The sequence below is a fragment of the Staphylococcus pettenkoferi genome (genome assembly GCF_002902685.1).
GTDB classification, from domain to species: Bacteria; Bacillota; Bacilli; order Staphylococcales; family Staphylococcaceae; genus Staphylococcus; species Staphylococcus pettenkoferi.
Genome location: NZ_PPRN01000051.1, coordinates 13,688 through 39,240 on the forward strand (window position 1 = coordinate 13,688; position 25,553 = coordinate 39,240).

Annotated in this window: 19 protein-coding genes, 1 pseudogene and 1 riboswitch; of the genes and pseudogenes, 8 read left to right on the plus strand and 12 right to left on the minus strand. The window is 35.1% G+C overall.

Features of this window, described 5'->3' with window-relative positions; translation table 11 throughout:
* Positions 1–42: 42 nt before the first annotated feature.
* On the minus strand, positions 43–912 hold the full coding sequence (locus tag CD126_RS09240) for a DUF4064 domain-containing protein (RefSeq protein WP_049407401.1): 870 nt from the start codon (positions 910–912) through the stop codon (positions 43–45).
* 257 nt (positions 913–1,169) lie between these two features.
* A riboswitch (TPP riboswitch) is annotated at positions 1,170–1,269 on the plus strand.
* A 119-nt stretch (positions 1,270–1,388) separates the two neighbouring features.
* On the opposite strand from CD126_RS09240, the gene CD126_RS09245 reads away from it, so the two are divergent.
* From CD126_RS09245 to CD126_RS09255, 3 genes are all read left to right on the plus strand, one after another.
* Complete coding sequence (locus tag CD126_RS09245) at positions 1,389–2,138, plus strand: 3-oxoacyl-ACP reductase (RefSeq protein WP_049407399.1); 750 nt, start codon at positions 1,389–1,391, stop codon at positions 2,136–2,138.
* Between the two features lie 114 nt (positions 2,139–2,252).
* Complete coding sequence (locus tag CD126_RS09250) at positions 2,253–3,548, plus strand: LLM class flavin-dependent oxidoreductase (RefSeq protein ID WP_103370370.1); 1,296 nt, start codon at positions 2,253–2,255, stop codon at positions 3,546–3,548.
* Between the two features lie 410 nt (positions 3,549–3,958).
* Positions 3,959–5,158 (plus strand): GTP-binding protein, encoded by a 1,200-nt coding sequence (locus tag CD126_RS09255; RefSeq protein ID WP_103370371.1) that lies wholly within the window; start codon positions 3,959–3,961, stop codon positions 5,156–5,158.
* A 99-nt stretch (positions 5,159–5,257) separates the two neighbouring features.
* On the opposite strand, the gene CD126_RS09260 is transcribed toward CD126_RS09255, so the two are convergent.
* Positions 5,258–6,994, minus strand: coding sequence for a CDP-glycerol glycerophosphotransferase family protein (locus CD126_RS09260; protein WP_103370372.1), 1,737 nt, complete (start codon positions 6,992–6,994; stop codon positions 5,258–5,260).
* A gap of 545 nt (positions 6,995–7,539) precedes the next feature.
* Here CD126_RS09260 and CD126_RS12390 point away from each other — a divergent pair.
* Positions 7,540–7,878 carry a YSIRK-type signal peptide-containing protein gene (locus CD126_RS12390; RefSeq protein ID WP_103370373.1) on the plus strand — a complete coding sequence of 113 codons (339 nt, stop codon included), beginning with the start codon at positions 7,540–7,542 and terminating at the stop codon, positions 7,876–7,878.
* Positions 7,760–10,636: an Ig-like domain-containing protein gene (locus CD126_RS12330; protein WP_198465116.1), complete on the plus strand. Its 2,877-nt coding sequence runs from the start codon at positions 7,760–7,762 to the stop codon at positions 10,634–10,636. Before CD126_RS12390 ends, CD126_RS12330 begins: the two co-directional genes overlap by 119 nt.
* 282 nt (positions 10,637–10,918) lie before the next feature.
* On the opposite strand, the gene CD126_RS09280 is transcribed toward CD126_RS12330, so the two are convergent.
* The 4 genes from CD126_RS09280 to CD126_RS12335 form a co-directional block, all read right to left on the minus strand.
* Complete coding sequence (locus CD126_RS09280) at positions 10,919–11,260, minus strand: hypothetical protein (RefSeq protein WP_049407387.1); 342 nt, start codon at positions 11,258–11,260, stop codon at positions 10,919–10,921.
* Between the two features lie 289 nt (positions 11,261–11,549).
* A complete protein-coding gene (locus CD126_RS09285) occupies positions 11,550–11,723 on the minus strand; it encodes a beta-class phenol-soluble modulin (protein ID WP_232587140.1) in 174 nt (57 codons plus the stop codon).
* A gap of 356 nt (positions 11,724–12,079) precedes the next feature.
* Positions 12,080–13,117 (minus strand): IS30 family transposase, encoded by a 1,038-nt coding sequence (locus CD126_RS09290; protein WP_198465117.1) that lies wholly within the window; start codon positions 13,115–13,117, stop codon positions 12,080–12,082.
* Between the two features lie 216 nt (positions 13,118–13,333).
* Positions 13,334–13,528 carry a DUF6007 family protein gene (locus CD126_RS12335; protein ID WP_049407385.1) on the minus strand — a complete coding sequence of 65 codons (195 nt, stop codon included), beginning with the start codon at positions 13,526–13,528 and terminating at the stop codon, positions 13,334–13,336.
* A gap of 134 nt (positions 13,529–13,662) precedes the next feature.
* On the opposite strand from CD126_RS12335, the gene CD126_RS09300 reads away from it, so the two are divergent.
* The gene (locus tag CD126_RS09300) at positions 13,663–14,586 is read left to right on the plus strand and encodes a hypothetical protein (RefSeq protein ID WP_049407383.1); all 924 of its coding nucleotides are present in this window, start codon (positions 13,663–13,665) and stop codon (positions 14,584–14,586) included.
* 442 nt (positions 14,587–15,028) lie between these two features.
* Here CD126_RS09300 and CD126_RS09305 read toward each other — a convergent pair whose 3' ends face one another.
* Both CD126_RS09305 and CD126_RS09315 read right to left on the minus strand, forming a co-directional pair.
* Positions 15,029–15,670, minus strand: a complete 642-nt coding sequence (locus tag CD126_RS09305; RefSeq protein ID WP_049407381.1) for an LPXTG cell wall anchor domain-containing protein — start codon at positions 15,668–15,670, stop codon at positions 15,029–15,031.
* A gap of 634 nt (positions 15,671–16,304) precedes the next feature.
* Positions 16,305–16,730, minus strand: coding sequence for a DUF805 domain-containing protein (locus tag CD126_RS09315; protein WP_049407379.1), 426 nt, complete (start codon positions 16,728–16,730; stop codon positions 16,305–16,307).
* A 1,919-nt stretch (positions 16,731–18,649) separates the two neighbouring features.
* Between CD126_RS09315 and CD126_RS09320 the strand changes: the two genes are divergently transcribed.
* The gene (locus CD126_RS09320) at positions 18,650–19,123 is read left to right on the plus strand and encodes a JAB domain-containing protein (protein ID WP_103370376.1); all 474 of its coding nucleotides are present in this window, start codon (positions 18,650–18,652) and stop codon (positions 19,121–19,123) included.
* A 289-nt stretch (positions 19,124–19,412) separates the two neighbouring features.
* Here the strand turns inward: CD126_RS09320 and CD126_RS09325 are convergent, their stop codons facing one another.
* Genes CD126_RS09325 through CD126_RS09335 form a run of 3 tightly spaced genes read right to left on the minus strand, consistent with a single transcriptional unit; the run spans position 19,413 to position 23,291 of the window.
* On the minus strand, positions 19,413–20,789 hold the full coding sequence (locus tag CD126_RS09325) for a UvrD-helicase domain-containing protein (RefSeq protein WP_103370377.1): 1,377 nt from the start codon (positions 20,787–20,789) through the stop codon (positions 19,413–19,415).
* Positions 20,790–20,827: 38 nt separating this feature from the next.
* The gene (locus CD126_RS09330) at positions 20,828–21,184 is read right to left on the minus strand and encodes a UvrD-helicase domain-containing protein (protein WP_103370378.1); all 357 of its coding nucleotides are present in this window, start codon (positions 21,182–21,184) and stop codon (positions 20,828–20,830) included.
* A 1-nt stretch (position 21,185) separates the two neighbouring features.
* A complete protein-coding gene (locus CD126_RS09335) occupies positions 21,186–23,291 on the minus strand; it encodes an ATP-dependent nuclease (protein WP_049407442.1) in 2,106 nt (701 codons plus the stop codon).
* A gap of 257 nt (positions 23,292–23,548) precedes the next feature.
* On the opposite strand from CD126_RS09335, the pseudogene CD126_RS09340 reads away from it, so the two are divergent.
* Positions 23,549–24,443 (plus strand): annotated as a pseudogene (locus CD126_RS09340) (IS30 family transposase).
* 178 nt (positions 24,444–24,621) lie between these two features.
* Here CD126_RS09340 and CD126_RS09345 read toward each other — a convergent pair.
* Positions 24,622–25,553: DNA methyltransferase (locus CD126_RS09345; protein ID WP_240626087.1), on the minus strand; the 932-nt coding region annotated here is incomplete at its 5' end.

Here is a 25,553-nt window from a genome sequence, read left to right on the forward strand (position 1 = left end):
TTAAATAGCGAGACTCACCATTCCAGTGAATCTCGCTATTTTTTACTGTGCTAATTCTTCACGTCGATTACTCTCATCATATTCTGGTTTTTGTCCCATTTTGTTATATAACAGAATTCCTACTATAAGTAAGAACATGCCTGCAATAATGTTAAATATTAAATTAGCACAACCAAGTATAATAAATAAATTCGCTTTTAAGAAATTAACGCTTTTACTTTTAATTAAATAGATAATCAGCACTACTATCGCAATTACTGTAACTAATACTCCAGAGTATATGAAACTCGTATATAAAAATGATTTGTATATCATAGTTTGAGTATAACCATCAATGACACTTGGGTCGCTATGGAATGTACGGGGCGCCTCAGAATTTATAATCATTGCATAAGGGATGGATGCTAACGCGTAAATGAATATACAAAGAATACTAATAGACAAACTTGCTATAAGTAATCCTAATTCAAATCCGTCCATTTTCTTAATTTTTGAAGTTTCATTCTCTCTCACTATTTCACTTCTACCATTTCTTTTATATGTATTTATCGTCTTTATACCAGCAATAATCCAAATTACGACAGCTGGCAAGCTCGTCACCAAACTTAATATAGCACAAATAAACATCAAAGTTATTGTGAGTTTGGGTCTATTTTTAAAGTTTTTAGCAGCAACAAAAGCTAATATTATTGTAATAACACTCACTATCATTAGGATACATAACCAAAATAAAGTTTGATCCGATGATTCAATCGGATAGCCAATCATTTGGTCAGCAACACCTTCAAGTTTCTTATTAATATAAATATGCATGCGCGTCTTATATAACGCATACGGCATTAATACCGATATAGTCAACATCTGTAGTCCTATACCGATCATATTTAACATTTTCTCCGACTTATAAATCATGGTAGCCCTCCCAATTTTTTCCATAATCTATTAATAACGTATCATAATCTAAAGTTGATTAGGAGATAAATTTTAAAATTTTTGAACTCAAAACACGAACCTTAAAGGAGTTTTGACAAAATATTCTCTTACAAAATATGTACAGATTTCTTAATTTCAAACGATTATCGTGACAGTTTTTCATTTTCACCCTCTCACCAAAACTCATTAATCTTGACTCTGACATGTAATAACCTTACATTTAGAGTATAACTTCATACATACACTAGGGGTGTCATCGAACTGAGATGGGCCTGGCCCAAACCCTTTGAACCTGATCTAGTTTGCGCTAGCGGAGGAAAGTGTAGTACCGATTCACAATAATTAATCACGCTTACTATGATTATTTATAGATTCGTTTATGTCATTTACACAACTTTCCTCGTGAAGGTTGTGTATTTTTATTTGCCAAAAAATTGAACTAGGGAGTGTTAAATATGACAAGAACAGTATTAGTAACAGGAAGCAGCAGAGGACTCGGAGCAACAATCGCCAAAACGCTACTCAAACAAGGATTCAACGTTGTTGTGAACTATCATCAAAGTAAAGAAGAGGCTGAAACACTGGTTAAAGGATACGAACACCAAGCCATCGCAATCCAAGCCGACGTCACCGAACGCGAAGAGGTTGAAGCAATGGTCAAACAAGCCACTGAGCACTTTGGACAAATTGACGTGGTAGTCAACAACGCGCTTGTTGGTTTCAAATTCGACCCTAGTGCGCAAAAGTCATTTAAAGATCTCAATTGGGAAGACTATCAACAACAAATTAACGGTACTTTGAAAGCGGCATTTAATGTTTCTCAAAGTGTCATTCCTCAATTTATGGAGAGTCAATCCGGCAGTATTATCAGTATTGGTACTAATTTATATCAGAATCCGGTGGTGCCTTATCACGAATACACGACTGCCAAAGCGGGTCTAATCGGCTTCACTCGTAATCTTGCTTCTGAATTGGGTCAACACGGCATTACTGCGAACGTCGTGTCTGGCGGTTTGTTGAAGACGACAGATGCGAGTGCAGCTACGACGCCAGAAGTCTTCGATTTAATCGCTCAAACTACGCCGACCAGACAAGTCACTACACCTCAAGATGTGGCTAACATGGTGGCACATCTAGCATCAGAACACGCGACCAACATTACAGGTCAGAATATTACAGTTGATGGCGGTTTAACGATGAATTAATGAAATGTTGCTAAAGCTCGTTTCTTTAAGAATAGCGAGCTTTAGCTTTTGTATTTTTGTAAAACAGTTCCTTGTGCAATTTTTAAAAATATCTAGTAAAGGCGGTTTCGTAAAATGCAAAACAAACATATACATATTGGTATCCTACTATTGGGTTGTGGTCACCATCAGGCTGCGTGGCTCATGAAGGACTCATCTATCGAACAAATCGGTTCCATTACTTACTACCAGCACCTTGCACAACTTGCTGAGAAAGGCTATTTCGATGCAGTCTTCTTCGCAGATAATCAAGCATTTAATCCTACTGACAATCGTTCCCTACCTGCATTCTGGTATGACCCGCTCATCAATTTAACTGCGATTTCACAAGTTACCAAGCATGTGGGGCTCGTTTCAACAATTTCTAGTACATTCAGCAATCCCTTTACCATGGCGCGTCAGCTCTTGAGTTTAGACCATATTACTGGAGGACGTGTCGGTTGGAACCTCGTCACTTCAATGACCGATCAAGAAGCGCAAAATCATAGTATGCCTAAATTACCAGAAAGAGAAGCGCGTTATGCGAAAGCAGACGAATTTGCGAAAGTGATGAATCAACTCTTCACTTCTTGGAATTCTGAGGCATTTTCACCTGATCGCAAAAAACAAGAAATTGTAGATAGTCAGAAAATACATTCGTTCGCTCATCAAGGGAAACATTTTCAAGTAAATGGACCATCCACTACACCACAAAGCCCACAAGGCAAACCTGTCGCAATGCAAGCGGGAGCTTCTAAGCAAGGCATCGCTTTAGCAGCGAAATATGCAGACGCAGTGTACTCCGTTTCTTGGAATTTGAATCAAGCTAAGACCTATCGTCGTAAGCTAGATCAGGCTATCGCTGAAAGTCATAGACCCAACGCTAAAATCAAAGTCTTCCCAGGCCTCGTCACATACGTCGCACCTACACATGAAGAAGCTCTAGCCAAAAAGGCAGCGTTAGACGACCAATTGCCTATCGATTCAGCATTGAAACAACTCAGTTTCTTTGTCCAACAAGACTGTTCAAAATGGGAATTAGACGCCCCTGTTCCAGAACTGCCACCAGTTGAAGCGTTCAAAGGCCCCGTGGGTAGATACGAAACAGTCTTAGAGATTATCAAAGATACACAGCCCACAGTACGCGAACTCTTAGGTTACCTCAGTGCAGGCGGCGGTCATCTCACATTAATTGGTACACCTGAAGAAATTGTCGATACTATGGAAACGTGGGTTGATGAAGGCGTGGCAGACGGTTTCAACTTAATGCCACCCACACTTCCTGGCAGTTTAGAAGATTTCGTTAACCTTATCGTGCCAGAAATGCAGAAACGTAATTTATACAGAAAGTCATATTCTGATGAAACGTTCAGAGAGATGTTGGGAGTGTAGGAAGAAAGATAAATTTATAAAACTTTGAATATATATTTTAAATATGAGATGGTTTTTAAAAGAGTTAATTTCTAGAAAACAACTCGAATTATTTTAAATTATTAAAAGGATGCTTATTATGCTAAAATTTTGTTTTATCGTATTCGCTGCGCTTATCGGCTATTTTATAGCACTTAATGCGAAGAAAAAGAAGAAAAATTAACTATTTAAAACTTAAGAAAAGAACTACTAAACTCCGAAAGTTGGACGCGCAAAGCTTCAATTTTGGAGTTTTTTTATTTCAACAAAACAATTCCGCCATCCCTCCCTCTTGATTTTCTCCAAATTTCTAGTACAATTTTAAATCGTAACAATTACGTTTTACTAAAGAGAACTAAAACTAAACTTTTACTTACCATGGAGGGAATAATATGTCGAAAATACCTGTAACAGTTCTGAGTGGTTATCTTGGCTCTGGGAAGACAACGTTATTGAACCATATTTTGAATAATCGTGATGGACGCAGAATTGCAGTTATTGTAAATGATATGAGTGAAGTCAATATCGATAAGGATCTCGTGGCGGATGGCGGCGGTCTTTCTCGAACAGATGAGAAACTGGTAGAGCTTTCCAATGGCTGTATTTGCTGTACTTTGCGTGATGATTTGCTTCAAGAAGTCGAGCGCCTCGTTCAGAAAGGCAACATCGATTACATAGTGATTGAATCTACAGGAATTTCCGAGCCTGTGCCGGTCGCTCAAACTTTCTCTTACGTGGACGAGGATCTGGGCATCGACCTCACTTCAATATGCAGGCTAGATACCATGGTCACAGTCGTTGATGCGAACCGCTTCACACACGATATTCATTCTGAAGATTTGCTGACAGACCGTGGTCAAGGTGCTGACGCTACAGATGAGCGCACGATTGCAGATTTGTTGATCGATCAGGTGGAATTTTGTGATGTGTTAGTTATTAATAAAATTGACCTCGTTACCCCTGAAGAATTAGAAAAGCTCGAACGCGTGTTAAAACAACTTCAACCTGAAGCTAAAATCATCAAAACGGTAAATGCTGAAGTTGAATTAGCTGAAGTTCTGGAAACACAACGTTTCGATTTTGAGAAAGCGAGTAATTCTGCAGGCTGGATTAAAGAATTAACTGAAGGTGGCCATGAAACACATACGCCAGAAACCGAAGAATATGGAATTTCTTCTTTCGTTTATTCAAGAAGGCTTCCCTTCCATGCTGAAAGATTTCATAAATGGTTAGAACAACTAGATGAATCCATCGTCCGTTCTAAAGGCATTGTGTGGCTCGCCCAATATAATCATGTCGCTTGTCTGCTATCTCAAGCCGGTTCTTCCTGTAACATCCACCCTGTCACATATTGGGTAGCAGGATTAGCACCAGAAAAACGAGAAGCTATCCTAGCACAGCGCCCTGACGTAGCCGAAGATTGGGACATCGAATATGGTGATCGCAAGACACAATTTGTCATTATTGGACAAAATCTTAATCCAAAACAAATTGAACAGGAACTCGATGCTTGTTTAGTGAATAGTAATGAGCTCGAGGCTGATTGGACTGCGCTTTCAGACCCGTATGGCTGGGTAATTTCTGAAGCTTAGACGTGTAAAAAAGGCCTGCGTTCAACGCAAGCCTTTCTATCATTATAATGGTTATCTAAAATTCACATTATCACATCACTGATACCACAGATTTTCATTTTAAAATTGTCGCAGAAACTCACTTTCTGTCATGAATTGAGGTTGAGCTGTTTTTGAAAAATGGTTAGCTAAGTCTTGATTATCAGTAATGATATAATTTATCTTACTCAAATCCATTTTATTCAACATTGCCTTACTTTGAACTTGAGATAAGTGAGCGCTAAGCCATACCGCAGTCTTACCTCTATCATTTACAGCTGGAAGCAGCGATGAATTTTCAGAAGTTACATAAGTAACGAAACAATCAATAGCGACATCGCCAAACAATCGTCCTTCTTCTTCGTGTTTTAGACGGCGCACCTTATTTTTCATAACTTTTTTCAACTGTAACTTCTTCATAACTAACCGATCTAAGAAATTACCATTCATATTTCCTAAAGTTGGATAGAACGTCACGTTGTCCGGCATGCTCATCAATTGCGGGAATTGTTCAACAGAAATCGTTTCTCTATCGAAATAAAGTATAAATTGCGCACTCGTACTTTCCAACGACTGCATTTTACCCAGTACTTCTTCAACATTATTAGAATCTAAATGTACGGCAATAATTGTGTTTTTGTCCTCAAGACGATAACTTTTGATATTTTTTGTAGTACTACCATTTATCATTAATTGCGCAATTTCTCTTGCACCTTGTCGATTATCGTAAGGAACCATTTTATCCTTAATATCAGTGTAATGCGCCTCAGAATTTAAATTTGTAATAGACTCAGCTAACTCTGATAACGTATAAGCTGTTGTAAACGGATAGTCTGACGGAGACTGATAAAGTCCACGCTCTCGCTGATATTCTGTCAGGTCATATAAATATAAAATAATCGGCTTATCCATATTCAAATAATCAAACATGACTGAAGAATAGTCAGTAATTAACCCGTCAGTAGCAGTAAGAAATTCATAAATTTCATACGTATCCGGCACAAATTTAATATTACTGTAATTCATTTTTAGCTGACGTTTAACGAGATGATGCAATTTCACATATAGTACTGTATCTGCATCTAAATATTGATTTAAGTACAACAACATTGTTTCCAACTGACGTGCATCACTCACGTTACCGATCTGTCCGCGCCACGTAGGCATGTAGCACAGCACTTTCTTATCCTCTATATCAAGGTCGCGACGTATTCTTTCACGCAACTGCTTTTCGTAAAAGACACTATTTCGTGGCATTGGCCCGACAACCATGTCACCGTTATACACGTGATTGAGATTATAGGCTTCGGCCATAATTTCTTTCGAGTAGTCGTTGCTGACGATAACTTGATCGGCCATGTAAAAATTCCGTTGCACATTTGCTAAATCAAAAATATGTGCCGTATCCTTACCCATTTTCTTCAAAGGTGTTCCATGCCAAATAATGAAATATTGCTGGCCTTCTCTTTTATTAAAAAAAGGATAAAACGTGGTGTCATTAATGAGATACTGGGCAGTTGCGAGTAATTCGAAATATTGTAAGGACATATGCTTCACTATCTTAAAATGAGAAAGTCCTCTTTTTTTCAAAAACTGCGCATCTTCCTCAGGATTTTGTGACACAATAAAAATCTTACTATTTCGGAGAATATCTTGAATTTCTGGAATTAAATAATATATCTGTCCTGAAACAGCACCCCCATGCATCGATTCTAGGAGTACATAATTTTTCTTAATTCGCTTATGCCGGCGCATATTCACATATTTATATAAACCACGATTATTACGATAATTGATAATCTTGCTTTTAATACTCAAAGTGTGACCCCTTTTAACTTTCTGGATTTGTAGTACATTATATCAAATAATGTGAGGTCTATCGCAGTAAGATAGTTATCAGTTTTCGAATAAATGAACGTTCGACTGGTTTGAAAGTGCATTACAGTTATCGTGATTTCAGAAGATAAAATGAGGAATATTTGATTTAAATCTATAAAGACGGAATGAGACGCTAAAACACTAATGCTTTACGTCCCACTCCTTGGGGATAGTTAATTAAATACCAAACTACACTAAGTAGCTTGTAACTATATTATATTTATATCCATTGTATATGTAAAGATAAGCATTTTAATTTAAGTTACGCTTAACTAAGTTATGCACGCATTAGAAAAAGTCTCTTATTTATCGTTAGTCGATTATGTATTCGGGTAAAACTTAAAAAGGTCACTATATTTATAACAATACTGTGATTTACAAATGTAATTAAAATTGATTGTGCAATCATTCATTTCGAAATCATTTTATCTATAGTGGCCTTACATCTAGGGTGGTACATAATATTTAAGAAAGGGGCTTTGATTATGAGAAAAAACTCACCACAATTTATGAATAAAAAGCATAACTATTCCATACGGAAATTCACATTTGGAACAGCAAGTATCGTTGTAGGCGCAACGTTGTTCTTTGGTGCAGGACAAGCACATGCCGCAGAACAAGGACAGCAGTCTGACGACACAACTACGACGACACAATCTTCTCAAGATAACGGAAATCAAGATTCTGAAGATGCCGTAAATGGCAATGACCAATCAAACCAACCAGAACAAGACACTTCAGATCAAACTTCCCAATATTCCCCTGACACATACTCAAAATGCGCAAAATTCAAATTCTGGCAACACTCAAAGCGAGGACACTAATGACAACCAGGATTCTGAAGCGCAAAATGAGGACAATACTCAAACACCTGACAACGAACAAGACACTAACACTTCTACATCTTCAAATGACCAAACTTCTTCAAATCAATCATCAGACCAAGATAATACAAACAACGACAAATCAGCACAAGAACAACCAAAGCAAGCTGATGATAACCAAAACTCAGAAAGCAAACCTTCAAATTCTGAACAAACTACTGACAATAAAGCAGAAAACACTAACGATTCTACTAACTCAAATGCAGAAAACAATAATGACCAAAACTCAAATTCTAACTCATCTCAACCACAATCCGCTAATGACACAACATATACAAATTCAAACATGAAACAATCTACTTCAAAAAATGACGAAAACAACTCAAATTCTGCTCAAAACAAAACTGACTCATCAGCTCAACAAGCACCACAATCTTCCCAAGAACAATCACCTAAACATGATAAAGAAACTAAAGATACATCCGCTTCATCATCTCAAGATACAACTCAAGCTACACAAAACCCAAACTCACAACAATCTACGAATGATGATGGCGATAACAATCAAGCTTCCGACCACAATAAAGACACTTTTTTCTCAGTGCCACAAACAAATGACGACACAAATTCTCAACAAGATACTACAAATATCCACAATCAATCAGATTTAGTGAATCACTACAAAGATCAAACAGGTAACCAAATGTCAGAATCTGACCTTAATGAAATTGCTGAGAATTCCGACATTGATTTCGACAAAGACGACCAAGCTACAATTCAACAGAAATTTTTAGAAAGTGCGGCTAAAGACTACTCAGATAAGAAAAATGCGACTACATTATTTGCGACACCTGTCAGCACAACTTCTGCCACAAATCAGAACGAGTCTACAAGCTTTAGAGATGCCGAACCAACTACAGAAGAAGCTGGAAATAACGACGGTTCTGATGACGGTTCTGACGTCAGTGACAACGTGCACTTCTCAGATCTCAATCTTTCTGGCGTGAACCCTAACAATCCTGACAATAAAGATAATGTAGAAATCGGTAACAACGGTTATCTCAGATTCAAAGGTAATTACAAGCTAGACAATAGTGTGAAATCTGGTGACTACTTCTACGTAGATTACGGCGATTACGTACGCCCTACTGGTTTGGAAGACCCTATCGTTCCTGAGGATTTGAAGTCTTATAATGACAATGGTTCACAAACTGTCGCAACTGCGAAGTACGATCCAGACACAAATAAAGTGAAATACACTTTCACAGATTTCGTAGATCAACATAAAGATGTGAAAGGTAGCTTTGACTTCGTAGCTTACCCAAATCGTAGAAATGCGACCGATTCTTTCAAAGATTATCCGATCGACATCGATGTGGCTGGTGAAAAATATTCTACAAATCTTCAATTTGATTACGTACATCAATCTGATTATGTATCTTCATTCTGGGATTCACGTAGTCAAGATCATAAGCATCAATCACGTACAACATATCTCAACGAAGGTTATCATCCAATGAACCATTCTATCGTGACCATCTCTACACAAGGTTCTAATCTTAGTAACCTACAAATTTATAAATCTTCATCAAAAGATCAAATGGTAGACAGTTATGTGCCTAATTATGAAGATTTAGAGGATGTTACAGATCAATACGATATTCAATATAATGACGATGGCACAGAAGCAACTATTGATTTCGGTTACGATCTCGATGGACAAGGCTTTATTATCAATACGAAGAGTGATGCTTACGAAGATGCGGATAATATCACTGAAACAACGACTATTGAAAATCAATTAGGCAACGGCTTATCAGACTTTTACGACTATCACAACTACCTCAGCCGTTTCATGCAAGGTTCAGGTGCTGAGCCAGATGTGCCAACGAATCCTGACCAGCCAACTGACCCGACTGAACCTACCAACCCAGGAGAGCCGACTGATCCAACAGAACCGGTTAACCCTGGCGATCCGACAAACCCTGGTACACCACCTGATCCAACTCAACCAGTTAACCCTGGCGATCCGACAAATCCCGGTACACCGCCTGACCCAACACAACCTGGTCAACCGACTAATCCAGGTGAGCCAACTAATCCTGGTACGCCAACAGACCCTGGCACACCGGTAAATCCTAACAATCCTAACGAACCGGTTAATCCAAATAACCCTAACAATCCACAGAATCCGCAGAATCCTAATAATCCAACAAATCCAAACAACCCTCAGAATCCGCAAAACCCTAACAATCCAAATCAACCAACACCAGGTACACCGACAACGCCTGAAGCAACACATGGTACGCCGGGTACACCAACAAGTCCTAATAGCCCAGAGTCACCAAACAATCCAAACACGCCTAACACACCGACAGTTAATCCAGTGACACATCACGATAATGGCGTGACAGGTCAGCATGGTACACCTGGCAACACGATCACAGTCACTTATCCGGACGGTACGACAACTCACGCGACTGTGAACCCAGACGGCACTTGGAACGCACCAACGCCTGAGCATGTGAACTTGAAATCGGGCGACATTGTTACAGTGGTTGAGCAAGACGCTCAAGGTCATACGACTCAAGTGACAGAAGTTGCAGTAGATCAGACGCAACAGCCAGTTCGTGGTACTGCGCAAGGCCTTCCTGAGTCTGGTCAGCACGAGTCAAATAACGCTGGTATCTCAATCATGGCTGCGCTCGGCGGTATTCTCGCTTTCTTCGGTATCCGTCGTCGCAAAGCAGATAAGTAATTTCTGTATGTTATGTTTTGAGGTAAAAAAATTGAGGTTAAGCATCGTGCTTAGCCTCTTTTTTCGTATTTTATAGTTAGTTATTTAATTCCTGACTCTCATTATCCTACAATTATGAATAAAATGTTTCTCATTAATGTAGTTATTTCCCACGCAATAATTGAGAAGCAGAAATTGAATTTTGATAATTTGAATTCTACGCTTAAACCGCTTCAATTATTATGAAAGTGTATTCTTGTCAATATAAGGCATACACCGTCGTTTCGCGCTCACCTACTGCACCTAGCCACGCCGAGATTTCACAACTAAATAATGAATCAATATGCCAATAAGGAATAAAGGAACAATCATCCAGCCTCCTATTCCAATGACTTGTGCTAACTTTCCGAATAAGAAAATGACAATTAAATACGGTATACAAACGACAAAAATCGCAATTAACATCCCTATGCAGCCTGTTTCTTCTACTCCGAAATGCTCTGCAGCCCAATCTCTCGTTACTACATAAAAACTCATAATCAATTGAAACGGCCAATAAACACATATAAATGACCCCATTATTAAAATACATAGTAGTTCAAACGAAAAAATTACAAAATCTTTAATAACCTCAAATGTTTCCAACACGCACACCCCAGTTTATCTCTTTCTGTAGAAGGTCTAGGCACATTTATGAGAAAACGCCATACCTACTATTTTCAATAAAAACCGTTCCAACCTTATTCTTTATCTATATTATATCGCAAGTCCTCATTAAAATGGGGGCTACAATAAATAAACTTTTGCCTTAGGAATCCGACAATATTTTAAACTAATAACCTATACATACTCCCCACGCAAAAAAGCGACCACACAAAGAATGTGTAGCCGCCGTGTTGGGTGTGTTTATAGTGAGTGTATCGATTCTGCTAAGTTATCCGACAAACATGTGCACGATATCTTCGATGATACCGCCAGCGTTAGTAACAATATTGATCACGCCCTTAGCGATTCCAGCGCCGTCAGCATTCTCAGACGCTGTAACAATATTGACAACCGCTTCACCAATGTTGTTAAGGTGTTCCATTAAATTCACCCTTTCTTCCATAATTAACCATCCGGATAATTCTATTAGTTGATACGTGTCAACTAATATATTGACATAGAATTTATTTACTGTCAATTTCTATAAAAATCTTTACATAAATACAACAATTCATATCGTAAATTTCAAGTTTAACTTAGCCACCTATTTTTAATTGGCTCATGTTATTTCGAAGTCGTTATTTTAATTCATGTCGTACCTTTTATATGGAGAAGGCACAGCGTTAACCTTATAGGTGAACAGATGCTTTTTCCTTCTGTTCCCTCTGGGAAGAAACGTTGTGACGACAGGCTCCATGTCAAAGGGCTTTAAAAAGTTATTCACCTGGATTAAGCTTTTGAAGTTCGCGCTTAAAGCACTCAGAAGGGGGGTTGGCCACCTAAATTTTTTCTAGGATAGTTATTCATATATCGTTGGATCGCTTGAACCTTGAGATTTGAAATACCGCTGAACCGCATACCTTTCGGTAAAAAGCGGCGAATTATTTTATGTTGGTTTTCACTCGTCCCTCTTTCCCATGAGGCAAACGGATGGGCAAAATAGACTGAAACCTGATCTTTGAGCTGTGAAGTTAATAAACTAAACTCAGATCCATTATCAGCTGTTATCGATTTGAATATATGGTTCATATAAGACTCAAGTTGTGTCTGAAGACGGCGAATGCTTCGTGTTACAGATTGAGCGCTCTTGTTTTCAATCAAAGTAAGTATTTCAAACCGTGTCTTGCGTTCAACTAGCGTTAAGAGTACAGGTTCAGATTTATCTTTCGAACCAATCACCGTATCAATTTCCCAATGACCAAATTCTTCACGTGTTTCAACTGCTTGAGGTCGTTCATTAATACTCATACCTAATACACGCTGATGAGCACGATGATATGTTTTATTTTTAGGACGTCGACGACATTTCTCTTGAAGATGAATATTACGTGTTTTTAACTGGCCTTCATCAATCCAGGCGTACAACGTGGTCGTACAAGGAATCGGCTTATTATCGAAAGTATTGCGACGCTTCGCGTCTAAAATAAGTGCTTCAGGAGACCAGTGATCGTCTAACATTTTCTCGTCAGCCCATTCAAGAAATTCAGGATTATGTGCTTGGATACCTTTAGGACCACAATTGAGGCGCTTTTCTTTATAACGATGATGTGCGCGTTCAGGTTCGTAGTCGACAGAGCCGTATTCATACACTTTGCCCTTATAGTTTTGTCGCTGCTTAACCTGATAGACTTGGCCTCGTTCAATTTCATTATTAATCGTTTGAGGTGCGCGACCTAACCGACGTGCAATTTCTCTGTTAGATAAGCCACAATCATGGAACGCTTTGATTCTTTCTCTTTCTCCATAAGAGAGGTGTGTTCCTTTGCGTGATTTCGTGTTACAATGAGTCTGCGTCATGTGAATTCATTCCTTTATTGTTAGTGTCAGGACTTCAATAATAACATGAAATTCACATGGCGTTTTTTGTATGCTTTTTTAGGGTGGCTAACTTAATATTAAAATCCACCACAACAATTCATATAAGTTAACTTAAACATTTCAATAAAACACTATTATTCAATATGTCATATTCTACTTGGTACATGACGTCTATTCTTCCATAGTCTAATCACATCATTTGTTCCTCACTGAATCTATAATTATATGCGTAATTGTCGCTAGTCCGAGACTAAAAAAGATTACAATAACCAAATTGATCAAAATACTCCATATATTGTTCGTCGGTAAATATTCGAATAAGAAGAACATAGGTACTAAAAATATTAAATCATACCAACCTAAATAACTTATAGATTCTTTTAAATTCATTGATGAAAGACCTCCGAAAAATATACTTTATATATAAATCATTAATTACTCTTTATTATAATATAGCACTGTCATATCATTATAAATAGAGATATCTTTAAGTACGGTAAGTTTTACAGAAAGAGGAGTTAATTATGAAAGGTTTAAAATTGATAGCTACTGTAATGATGAGTTCGGTGTTACTAGTGGCTTGTGGAAGCAATAATTCAAATAATGATGAGCAGAAAAATAATAATCATTCGCAAAAAGATGATAAGAAAACTTCTATAAATAAAAATAAGAATGCATCAAGTGACGAAAACTCCCAGCAAAATAATCAACAGGAACCTATTTCAATTGAAAAAGCGAAGGATATTGCTATGGATTATTTTAAAAAAGATAATCAAAACTTCTTCCAACGTAATCAACTTGAATATAATCAAAATAAGAGTAGCAATGACGAAATATTTATTGAAACGCCCATGTACGGGGAAAATCAATCTACTAAAGGCTATGTCAAAATCAATCGTTATACGGGAGAAATATTAGATTCCAAAATACTCGGTGCTTATCCAGATATGGTAGGTCCTAGAGACGGATATATCCATCCGAAAATTTACAACGCTGCTGTTGATTTTTACAATACCTTTGTCTCTCAGGGGGAAAATGACAAATTCAGCCATAGTCAGACCAAGGTAACTGAGGAAGAATACAGTAAGGTCATGAAACCTATCGGGGAATATCAGGAACAGTACATGACTGCAGCACAAAGAGAAGCAGAGTCTGATGAGGATGCGAAAGAAGAAGATAGTTCTGAAAATCAATATTCTCAAAGTGACAAAGATGATAATGATGATAACGACTCTACATCTGAACAATTAGATTCACAGGAAGAAGATGATGAAAAAGAAGATAGTAAAGCGGATGATAAGAATAGCTCCTCAAATCATTCAGATGAGAATCATGAGGAATCTAATGAGCAAGATGATAAGTCAGTAGATGAAGATAATGAAAGTGATCAATCTACTCAAGAAGAGAATAATAGCTCAGAGGATAATGAATATAATGAAGAAAAGTAAACAAATTAAAAAACGCTCACTCATGTCATATGGGTGGGCGTTTCCAATCGCGGTATACCAAAAATTACAGAGTACTAAAACTTATACCTAAAATTACAGAGTACTAAAATGAATCAGTCATACCTAAAACCTCTAGCCTTATTATATAAGAACCACCCCCATTAATAAACTAAAATAGCGAGCTCCACCTAGTGTTGATTTGCTCTACTTTTTTCGCTCTATCTTGCCCAGTTCCTCTACTGCGACATTTCTCACGCTAACCTTTACCAATATACTTCCCTCTGACATACCCTCTGCCCTCCTGGCATATTCGGCCACAAAGTCATTCCCCCACCGCCAAACATTCATTCTCCCACACAAAAACTCCCCCCTTAACACTCAAACTATGTTTAAGTAAGTAGGGAGAGTTCATACATTAGAAACGAACCAAACTCAATTCACCTTATGCATCTTTACGTTTTCTGAAACTAATTAAGCTTAAACCTGTCATTAATAGAGCAATTGCAGTGATCGTCATTCCTGAAGTTTCTTTACCTGTATCTGGTAAAGAATTAACTTTCTGCTGATCTTGCTGTTGTTTAGCATTTTGCTGCACAGTTCCGTCATTCGCACTTTGATTTACTGATTGATTTTGTTGTGCTTCACCCGCTGCCTGTTTGCCACTATTTTGTTTATTATCCGCAGCTGCCTGACCGTCATTATTTTGCGTATCTTGCGCAGCTCCATTTTGTCCATTAGAGTCTTTTTTCTCAGCTAAATCATAATGACCTATTTTCTTAAAGTCCTCTACCGCACCATAGCGATATTTAACGTCACCATTTTTATAAACGTGATAGTCCGCAGAACCATGCATAGATTTGTTTGCTGCAGGAACTTCGATATAGTCACCTTCATCTTTAGGCTCTAAGAAGTTCTTCTCACTCGCATTATGATTATTCTCTGCACCAATTTGGATTGCGATGTCTGTCGCGTTGTCCTTTGTGACCGCATCATAGTTTGCAGCGTGTACCTCATGTGCACCCGCGCCTCCAAAGATGAGAGCTCCTGTAAGTACTGTTGCTGAAGTGATACCTAATTTCTTCATAAAATGACCCTCCATTTAGATAAATTTACACTTGCAGTATAACGAATAGAGGCGACATATGATGTCATTTACAGTAGAAATTATTAATTTCTGCAATTTATTCTTAATTGATTAGGTAAAATGTCCTATATCTTAAAACAAGAACACCAACAACATCGGTCCTATTAAACATAGATTCACGATATTAATAAACATGCTAACAAGACCTACATCTTTCTTCGCATAGAAATGAAACCCCAGCGAAACCACTAACAACATGAGACTAGCTGCTATAAAATACGTGACGATATTTAGCCCACTATAACTCAAATTATGATAATTAATAACTAAAAGAGCTACTAATATCAAATAGTTAATAACGTTCACTGCGCAAAATATAGTTTTCATAGGTTCGTCCCTTTCATATTTTCTCAATAAATGTCCGACGTAGATCCACGCTTACTCAACTCACTTTTTCCCTTTTCTCAAATATTGCATTACGCACATCCACACTTACACAAATCTCCCGACGCACATCCGCTCTTCAATTAATCACTTTCTCAAATATCGCTTCGCAACTCCATACCACACTTTAACAACTAACCCCACTACTTCCCCAACCACTAGGAAAGATCGCACGCATGGTGTGACCTCGTTAAATCCATAGACGTTCTTCCTTCTCAACATGCTCTCGTGTACCTAAACACATGTAGACAAAGAGCCATATACCTAGGATTAAACCTATGAAGTTGATGATAGTAGCGAGTACTGAACCTTCTCTTAGAAAAGACTCAACTAATACTAAGACAAGATTTAAATAAACGAGAAACCCTTTCCGATTAATATCATGTAATCGTCGAACTTGTACTGCAATTTGTGGAATAATCATCGCAATTACAAATATAAGAACAATTCCTGAGAGAGTATTTACTAGCCAAACCAACTTAGAACTGGCATAAATCAACACAAGCAATATAGCCATGATTACTATATTAACCAGCGTTGGCACCCAGTATTCTTTTCGCGTGGAATGACCTTTAAAGTCAAAGTAGCGTCGCCAGAATGAGCGATATGCATTCATGGTACTCTACCCACCTTTGTCGTTAATATATTGTTGCTACTTCATAGTCCTACCGTACATCATTACCTTCTTGCTATAAGCATTACATAACTTTTATATCCTTTTCAACTTAGATATTAAGTGTTAGTTAAAAACAATTCGTTTCTTATCATTTTAAGTCTTTCAGCTCTATCTTCATTTTTACAGTGATTTCTTTAAATTTTCACTATACTTTTACGGATAAAATGGTAAAATAAAGTTGAATCTAAGTGAAAAAATCACAATTCAAATGATTCAAAACGTGATATTTTTATTGTCTTTCTCAACTACTTCTTAAGAAGTTAAAATTATCATCATATTTACCACAAATTGTTAACAAAACACCTTATAACCTAATAATTTCACTATTCAAGTAGTAAAATTGAACTATATGAATAGAATTAAAGTGAGAAATTTAAGTATTCGAAATTTTCCACCAAAATGATATAATAGCGCACCAAATTTACCATATTTCATTTATAAGTAAAATTGATACTAGATTTTTAACCAGGATATTGTATTATAGACTTAAGGAATCAATCGAAAGGTACCTCCAAAGCGCTAAGCCTTTGATTCCTAATACATCACAGAAGGAGCTGAACTCCCCCATCTCAGAAAAAAATATATTAATAACTAGAGATAGTTGAAGTTTACTTCAAGAGAGAAGTTCTCCAAAGTGACATCGGAGAATAAAAAATTAATAGTTGTTAAGAAGGTTATATGAGAATATTTAGCGATAAAACTCATCTTTTTAAGAATCTATGTATCTCAACACTCTCAAACTTCAACTTACAAACATCTGAAGGGTAATGTCACACTATCATCGAGATTCCTCTTTAAAAATCTAAACTATGTGAGCAAGTAAATTGTTTAAACCTTATAGATCTCGATATATATAGTGGAAATTCCCCCTGTTAAAACATCATGTATATTCATCCTCAACTTTCCACTTTAACACCTTTCAGATGCACCGTCGCACTCAGCAAATAACGATTGATTTACAATTTAATAGCTTTCTATGACAACTAGAATCAACATCATTAAGGAAAGCGTTTGTTTATTCATCAATAACCTCATTAAGGAAAGAATGTATCTCTCGACAATACAGGAGAGGCTCGTTAAATATTCCTGTAGCGTTGGTGATTTCAGAAGAGATACATGGGTGAAGTGTTTTAAGTATTATCTTGTTGTATGTATAAGTATGTATTAATAATTTAAGTTTCATTAAATGAAAAGGAGTGGATAGTCTATAACACTAGGCTATCCCCCTCCTAAAAAATTACAGTTAACGTGTTTATAAATACTCGTCATTGAATATGTACCTCATGCTATATACTATGACTTATATTTGTGAAAGTTAACGTTAAGTAATTGTTCTTAATCCCGTATATTTAATGGTTGGGTTTATAAAAATAAGTGTGCAAAGCGCTTTTGATAACTAAAAGGGAGGATAGCCTGCTTCAACAGGCTACTTCCTTCCCTAATAAATACAATTTAAGTATTTATCAAAGCTATTCTTGTATTAAACCCTGATACTCTAACCTATCACTGATGGTAATTAATATTAAGTAATGTTTTTAAACCGATATATTTACCGGTTAGGTTTATAAAATTAATTGTGCAAAGCATTTCTAATCACTAATGTGTGAGACAGCCCTAATGTGTGGGGCTGTCTTTTTTAACAACACGTATTTAAGGGACATCTTTCTTAAACGAACGGCTTTAGTAGAGGTCGCTCAAGATGAAATTAGTTATTCTTTAAACACAATTAATCATAAATCTGGAAAACACCTTAATAGAGATAATCATATATACTTTTAACTTTAATATTGTGACTCTTAAGTAAAAAAAACAACGTATAAAATTAGAAATCTCAGCAAATGAAAAAGGAGCTCATTAAAATGAAGAAAATCAAAATAGTAGATGTGGTACTAAAGTATATAAAGACAATTATTTTTGAAAAAAATGCAGTACTTAACACAAAAGATGCAGTGGATATCGTACAAAACTATCTTGGAGAACGCGACAGAGAACACCTTTCAATAATATGCTTGAATACGAGATGCGAACCCACTCATTTACAAATCGTCGCTATAGGAGATCTATATCATAGTACCGTCCATCCGCGTGAACTAATGAAAGTCGCAATCCTTTCAAATGCGGCGAGTATTATTATTACGCACAATCACCCGAGTGGGGATGTAACTCCATCTCCTCAGGATATAGAAATAACACATCTTATGAAGCAGGTATGTCATATCATGCAGATCAACTTATGGGATCACATCATATATAGTGGGGAGAACTATTACTCTATATTGCAAGAATCCCCTATCTTTAACCACGACCTCTTGCCAACGGATGAAGATGAATAGAATGGTAACTTGAGCTATATTAAGGTTACTGTTCAGATAAAGGTTATCTTAGACCAATAATTATCTGGGCTATTCACATTGAGTGGTGGCTTTATAAAAACACTCTCGTTGAATTCAGTAAAATGAATCATACGAAAGTGTTTTTCTATGCGCAGAATGGTGTATCCATTTGATACAAAGTATAAATTAGTGAACAGAAAAGTAGCAGCCTAATTCAAGTGTTTTTAAGTGGGTACTATATTGGTGGCAGTGCCAGGTCTTATGAACTTTTATCCTTACAAATGATGCACTAAATAGAGGATTCATCAGTTGTGATATTATTTAGCTGTGAATTAATCTCATAAAGTTCACCTTCTTTAGTCTTTCTATCTTTTTCTGCAAATAAATATAAATTTACTTTTGCTCTAGAACAAACAACATATAAGAGTTTTTTTGATTCTTCTGTTCTATATTCCGGATATTTATTAATAGTAGTCCAATGAGGAATACGTCCTTCATGTAATCCAAATACTATTATAGTATGGTATTCTTTACCTTTAACTCCATGAATTGTATTAATATTAATCCCGTCGATAGAATTAAACATTTTCGTTATATAGTTAGCATCGCTAGGCAAATCTTTGAATTGGTAGTTATTTATGTTTCTCTGTAGAGCTCCAAAATATTCTTGCCATCCCTGAACTAAATCCTTATAGTCTTCATGATTTATATTTAATTTTTCCATAATGAATAAAAAGCATTCTTCTAAGTAATGGGTGATTAATTTATTATTAATTTGTATAGAGTTGATTATGTTTAATATCATTCTTGGAGTATACTCATTATCTACAAAACTAATGTCAAATTTTACATCTAATTCATTTAAAATATCTTTCGCTTTACTAAGTCTACTTGTATAATTATTAGGACTAGCTATTGTTAAAATTAAGCAAGCAAATTTAAACCATATATTGTGAGGTACACGTGACATAACAGTTAAATTAGACGCATTAAACTTTACATTGGGTAATTCAGATATTATTTCTTTAATAGTATTATTTAGTATATTCCACTGAGGTGCGATAATACATATTTCATTAGGATGTACTCCTTCTAGAATATGTTTTTTAATTATTTCAGAGATTCTTTCAGACAATTTGTTTTTGCTAATGCTTTTATCTACTTCTATAATGCTTTCTTTATATTTTTCGGGATACGCAGATTCTATTTTATGATTTGAACAACTAAATTGACTATAAAAATCAATTATTTTTTGGCTCGATCTATAATTATAATATAAAGTGAACCGCATTAAAGGATAATTACCCATAATTTTTTCTATTTCGTCTATAGGTTTAACTTTCCCTCCTAGAGAGTGATAAATTGCTTGATTTACATCACCTACAATAAAATACTTGCAATTACCTTTTGAAGAAGCTATTATTCTACCTATTATTAAATATTGAATCTCTCGTGTATCTTGATATTCATCTATAAGAAAGTAATGAAATATCCTTGATAAATTATAAGCTATAATAGGATACTCTTCTATTAATTTATAAGAATAATATAGTATCAAATCATAATCAATCAGTCTGTGCGTTTTTAAATATCTATGATAGTTTTTAGCTATTTCATTGTGTTTGTTCTCCTCATTTAAAAAATTACCGTCATAATTTTTAGTCATATTAATATCGCTGTATGGCGAAACATTAAATTCCTTTTTTATTTCTTTTTTTTTATTCTTTCCGATTTATATTTATCTATAACAGTATAACCTTTTTCTAACTCAGGTATGTACATGCTATATGGCTTTAATATCCACCTTGAGCAAAATGCATGTATGGTGCCACTCCATAATTGAGAACTATCTTCAGTGGCCGAAAACACTCTATCACTAATTTCTTCTGCCGCATTATTAGTATATGTTAAAGCTACAACCATCTTCGTCCTATGTGCTAATTTATCGAGTTCCTGTATTACCTTCGTAACTAATATTCTTGTTTTTCCACTTCCTGGTCCTGCATTTACTAAAGCGTTCCCCTCATATTCTACTGCATCATTTTGATATCTATCTCCCATTTTATTCTTTCACCTTATTTACAAATTCATTTAATATATCTTTCCGATTTTCACATAAATAATTTAACATTTCACTAAGATTATTTTCATTTATATCTTTATACTGGTCATTAACAGTTTTTTGAATTCTATATTTCGCCATTACAAATAAATGTTCACTAGTGATATGTTTAGATACAAACGCGATAGCTTCTAGAATGTAATTGGGTATATTAGTATATTCATTAATTTCTTCTGCTAATAATAATGCAAACCAACCTTTCCCCTCTTTTTTAGCTAGTCGTAATATTTCATTCATTTTTTCTGCTGCTTCCCCGTTTAGTTTTGATGCTGACCTTTCTTTATCGCTTTGATTCTTATAAATTTTTTCTAATGTATTTATTACAGTTTTTTCATTGTTATTTATTACGTAGTCTGCTTCAAATGTGTATTTAGCACAAAAAACGTTTACCCATGAATTAGAATCATACTTTTCATTTAATCTATTAATTCTAGTTTCTCCGCTCTTCTGAGCAGCTCGAGATTTCCCTTCATCCATATTATCTGTATTAGAATCTTTTGGTAAGGGAATATCTAAATCAGTGATAATTGCACATCTTTTTTTTATTCTATTATCATCAAAAAGCTCAGCGATGTTATCAAAAACAGCACTACTCATGTTTATTACGCTAATTCCAATTTCATCTAAACTAATTCCAAATACCTTTTTAAACATTTCAGGTATTAAAATCATTTCAGCATCGCCCTCTACTAGAATAACACCTTTGGCAAAAAGTAAGGTTGATCTCGTTGCATCAAGATACCTTTCAATTCTTTTTATTTTATAATTATCTAAACCATTACTAGGATGACATATTTCAGTGTAACCTTTTTCTTTGGTTAAGATATTCATTGAACTAATTTTACTTGATGAAGATATGTGTGTTGAATGTGTAGTTATTATTACTTGAGTATCTTCAAAGTGATATTTATCAAACAAAGTTTTTTGAACGTGCGTATGAATATGAGCTTCTGGTTCTTCTATTAGTAAAAAATGAGCAGCTTTTTCTCTTTTATTTTGATAAAATTCATATTCAAGCAACTTTAAAGTTATATAAATTAAGTTTGCTCCTCCTAAACTCAAATCTTCCATTTTCCCTTGTTTACTTGAGTGATCGTCTCCAGCCCATAACGTTAAAGATTGGAATAATATTTCTATTTCCTCAGGTAATTCCGACTTAATATCAACATTAGGAGAATAGGTTAATCCTAATGTATTATTTAGTGACTCCTTTAATTTTTCTGTCAATTCTTTTATTTCTTCAAGATCACTTATTGATTCATTAATATTTTCTATTTGCCTTTGTATGTTTTTAGTCTGATTAACCTCTAAGTTACTTGTACTACCTTTTAACAACTGCAACAGTGGACTTCGTTTCCTTTGTTTCAAATCATGTATAACATTTCTAAGCGCTTTTATATAAGTACATGAAATTTCTTGCTTCATTAGACTAAGATGAGACATAGCAATGCCTAATATTTTTTTATTATCTTCTTCTGGATTAGGAAAATCTAATTTATCAAAGTCTCCTACAATTTCTCTATATTGACTAGGGTCTGTAAAATCACCTTGTACACGTTCTTTATAAACCACTTCATAGTCTTCTATTGTTAATTCTTTTAGGTAGTTTTTTAGTTCTCCTTGCACTTCCGAATTATCTTTAACATCTTGGTTTATTTGTTGGGAGTACTTATGCATTTGTTTTCTGACATTATCGTTTGGTTTAAAGTAATACGCAAAGCTACCAGTATTATCTTCGCTCTCAATATTTTGAGTGTAATGAGTAAGAAAGTTATCCTTGATATCATTGTTTAATTCAGAAAATGTTACCTTAATTATAATCCAATGCCCTTTCCAGTCTTCTTGTATACTAGTATTGAAGTCAGTTTCTAATAACTTGGTGGCATTTAATGGTAAATTGTCGTCTAATAATAAACGCAAAGCATAAAGAATGTTAGTCTTTCCTGAACTATTCTCTCCAATTATAGTATTAACTCCTTTTTTAAATTTTAAAGTACTATTTTTAAAATTTCTAAAATTTACGATATCCAGCTGTGAAATATACATCAAATAATCTCCTTTATAAATTGTGGTTTATAATATTAAGTTACCCTTCTAAAAATACATACAAAAATGTCATGTAAATTTCATTTTATTATTGTACTCCTAAAACCACTGATAAAGAGGACATATCATATATTTAGGAATAACGGATTGTAATATTAAGTGCAACACCCAAAAAATTTCATAAAAAATGCTCATAATTGGCACTTCGTTGTAAGATGTTAATACACGACTAAAAACAAATACAAGAGTGTGCTAATATGAGCTATTCATATCTTACTATATATATATACGTTCAAGTATAGAGACACTAAGAAAAGAAAACTATTCTATGAGAGATTACTAAACATCTTAACCGTTCAGTCTCCACAATTTCTTGTGAGATTAAGCAATATGACGCAAGAAGGTTATTCTGTGCCTACAGCACAAACGCAATAAAAAGCGAATAAAAGACGTTGTAATCGTCGTTTGAAACTAAATGAAACGCTATCACAGTTCATTCAATATTATTTGAAGTTACGCTGGTCGCCAGAACAGATTGTGGGTCGTCTATTTTGAAATCAAATTTCTTTTAAATTCGTCTATAGATGGATTAACTCTAACTTACTGAAGGTGAATATGTTACCTTATCTCAGACAGAAAGGGAAGAGACACCCAAAAGAGACGCGAGGTCGGTTTAATGTAGGCAAGACCATCTCACAACGTCCGAAAGAGGTTAGAAAGCGTCAAGAGTTCGGTCATTGGGAAGCTGATACGATCGTTTCAAGTCGAGGGAAAAGTAAGGGTTGTATCGCTACTTTCGCAGAAAGAAAGTCACGCTATTACTTCTCCTGACTTATCCCTGACCGTTCTTCTCAATCTATGAAAGAAGCGATGCATCAGCTCATTCATGCTTTCTCTGAGAGGATTGTAAAGGCAATCACTGTAGACCGTTGTAAAGAATTCTCGTGCTATAAAGATGTTGAATCTCAATTCAATGTTGATATTTACTTCGCTGATACTTATTCTGCACGGCAAAGAGGCACGAATGAAAATTCTAACGGTTTACTTAGGGAATTCTTCCCTAAAAGAACTGACTTAGCTAAAGTAACTCAAGAAGAATTAGACTATGCTTTGAACGCAATTAACCATAGACCTAGAAAGTGTCTTAATTAGGACACTCCATATGAAATTATAAATTTAGAAATCTTGCGCTTAAATTGACAATTCATCATAACAGGATAAAAAACTAGCCTATGCTTTAAATATTATTAGTAAATATACCAGAGGTATCACAATTAGAATAACCTTTTAATTCTTAGAGTTAGAATCATTACTCTTAAACTAAAATTCTTTATAGATTAAATTTTAAATTGGCAAAATCATTATTAATTCTATCTATACTTAAGTCATAATATTTTTTATTCATTTCAATTCCCCAAGCTTGCATACTATATCGATTAGCTACTATTAAAGTGGTGCCACTACCAAGGAATGGGTCCAATATCTTTAATTTTAATTTTAAATAATCTTTTATTTTATTAATGATTACTCTTACTAACTCTTCAGGATATGGTGCAGTATGGCCATATTTATTTTCTCCTCTAGAGTTTATTTTTTTTACAGTGTCAATTTTAAATACTTCAGTTTTAATAGATTTTTTACAGTCTGGGCTTAAATAAATAATATGTTCATAACAATTTATAGGTTTTAAAAAACCAGGAAACGAGTTATTTGAACTATTACGTTTAGATTGGACTTCTCCTTTATACCATATATCATTTCCAAGAACATTGCATCCTACTAAATAAAAGATAAGCATACTGTAGAAACCGAGCATCTGTCTCTTTTTTGACATATTAGAATTAACGTAAATTTTATCTTTATCCACGATATCTCCTATATTATACGCATATATACCATTAGAATCCATTTTAGAGATAACACTTCTTGCGTTCAACATCATATCAATTAAATAGATGTATAAATTATTCCAACTTGAATATTCTCTAGCATTAAAATATGGTGGCGATGTTATTACACAGTTAAATTTTTCTTTAAGATCGGAATTAGCTAGATACTTAGTCGAATCAGCATTTATAGTTTTAATAAGTTTGTTAACATTTTTTTCACTATTTTCTTTTACTTCATCAATAATCACATTATTTTTTAAGGTTTCAAGCAATTTATAAATAGAAAGTTCAAAGAAATCTTTATAGTTTTTAGTAGACCACTCATTCAAACGCATATGTTTTATATCTCTTCTGTATATACTAGTTAACTGAT